Below are 2,230 nucleotides of genomic sequence, written 5' to 3' on the forward strand. Positions count from 1 at the left end.
ATTTTAAAATCCCCATAAATTGGTTTCGCTCAACTACATTTTGTTTGCCATTTTTATATTAGTTTTAATCATTATGAAAAAAGGCAAATAAAATGCTAAATATTTAGCAATCAGGCTAAAGGACAACACTCGACAAAAATCATATAGATGAGAAAGACATTTTTACTACAAGAAGTTATTGACGATTTAGTTAATACTGACAGAAGTCTTTCATCTCCACTGATGAAATTGAACTATTTTGGAAAGTTGATTAAGAACCAAGAACTGATAGAGTTTACTCAGAATGAACTTAATGGTTACCGTGACAAACCAGGATTAATCCCCGATTATAGAAGAGCGAGAGGAACACTTTTGGTTGACTTTCAAGCATATTACAATCAACATTTAGATAAACCATTACCTGTATCAATGATTGACGAAAAATATAGGGTTGTTTTTGAATATGTTTACGTAAAAGAAGGTATTGCAGTTGTTGAAAAACTTGCGACAGATGCACACAAAGGAGACTCGGCAGGTTACATAGCGACACCTTTTCCTATGGAACTTTTATATATACTCCAAGAGCCTGCAAGAAAGCTCTACAAATGTGATGTAAAAATTGATGTCATTGCAGCACGACTCACAACAAATTCAAGTCTGGTAGTTGAAATTCCCAATTCAATTCGTACAAAGTTATTAGACTTTGTAATGGCTCTTGCTGAAGAATTTGGCTACGATATAGAAATTGAATCATTCAACAACAGATCTGAAATTAATAATAAAACAATAATTCATCAAATGAATACTACAATCAATAATTCTGGTGATGGTAATGTAATCAACACTGGAAGCGAAAATCAAATTGAAAATAATGTGTCACTCTACAGAGGCGACATATTAAGACTTCAATCTGAATTTGAAAAACATGGAATTGACAAAGAAGACATTCAAGAAATTTCTACAATTGTAGCTGATGAACAACCAAACATTGAACAAAATAGACTCGGAGAAAAATCAAACGGATGGATTTCCAAAATAATTAACAAATCGCTGAATGGGGTTGGCAAAATTGCAACAGGTATATCAGTTAATACTTTAGCGACACTAATCAAACAATATTATGGAATGCCTTAAAATAAAGCCCGAACCGCTAACATCGTATTGGCAATAGTGGGGCTGATAGTTGTAAACTCCGCATTTCTAATTCTATTAAACATTTGTGCAAATTTAAGGCTGACGTTTATCAAATGCCCCACCATCGCCAATACGTAAACCGATACTAATAATTATTGACATATGAATGAGTTAAGAGAAGAATTATTAAAGTCGGTTCAAGTCAAATTAGCGCCATACCTATTGAAGTTTGGTTTTCAGTTTCATTTGTCAATGCACGATTACAGCGATACGCATGATGTCTTCACATTCAACAGATCTGATGGTGCCTATATTAATATAGACCATATGGGTTTTCATTTCCACGATTATCCATGGAACATCAATCCGGTACTCGGGCTACCAGGTTTCAAAGTGAGTACAGCACAATTTGACATTGCTCCGCTCTGGTATTGGAAACAAAAAATTGCACCTTTAGAAAAATGGCAACGCGAAGCCTTAAAACTCACATTCGACAATTACCCAGTAAACAGTATTTTTCAAATTGGCAAAGCAATTGACCAGACTATTTTTGACTTGGATAATTTTTGTAAAGATTTTTTGGAGATGGACTATGTAATTTTTAATAGAATACGTAATATCAGATACTTAGAGCATTTGACACAAATTCAAGTTTTTGGTGAATATCATTGGACTGGCAAAAAGAAATTCACCTTCTACAAAAACAAAGAAGTTGAATAACAGACGTATCAAAAAATAGTGGTAAAATCACCACCTTCGCCAAGCCGCATTCCATTATATGCAAGCAAGACAGACATCGTTTAATTCAAGAAAATAACATTTTATCACTTTTCATATATGCTAAGACCCTTTTTTTATTCCATCTTGCTAACTATTGCATTAACAACAGTTTCTTGTGATAGCACCCGTCGGACGCAATCGCTTCAAGCACAGTATAAAAAAATTTACCTTGACCAGTTTAAGCTGGCATATTTCCGACAACTACTTATTAAGAGCTATAACAACTCAAATGCAGTTCAAGAAATTATCGGTGCGGACCATAGCGGATTTACAGAACCAATACTAACGGAAGGCGACTATGAACTTATAGACAGCATAACAACAATTGATAATAAAT

3 protein-coding genes are annotated in these 2,230 nt (G+C 33.9%); all 3 read left to right on the plus strand.

Features of this window, described 5'->3' with window-relative positions:
• Positions 1-147: 147 nt before the first annotated feature.
• Positions 148-1,113, plus strand: a complete 966-nt coding sequence (locus ACOYLT_RS11600; RefSeq protein WP_422854002.1) for a hypothetical protein — start codon at positions 148-150, stop codon at positions 1,111-1,113.
• A gap of 162 nt (positions 1,114-1,275) precedes the next feature.
• Positions 1,276-1,833, plus strand: coding sequence for a hypothetical protein (locus ACOYLT_RS11605; protein WP_422854003.1), 558 nt, complete (start codon positions 1,276-1,278; stop codon positions 1,831-1,833).
• A 117-nt stretch (positions 1,834-1,950) separates the two neighbouring features.
• Positions 1,951-2,230: hypothetical protein (locus tag ACOYLT_RS11610; RefSeq protein WP_422854004.1), on the plus strand; the 280-nt coding region annotated here is incomplete at its 3' end.

The sequence above is a fragment of the Flavobacterium sp. genome (assembly GCF_049318185.1).
Taxonomy (GTDB): Bacteria; Bacteroidota; Bacteroidia; order Flavobacteriales; family Flavobacteriaceae; genus Flavobacterium.

Coding starts and splice junctions, on each gene's coding strand:
- ACOYLT_RS11600 (WP_422854002.1), top strand. CDS start 148: ATGAGAAAGACATTTTTACTACAAGAAGTTATTGACGATTTAGTTAAT.
- ACOYLT_RS11605 (WP_422854003.1), top strand. CDS start 1,276: ATGAATGAGTTAAGAGAAGAATTATTAAAGTCGGTTCAAGTCAAATTA.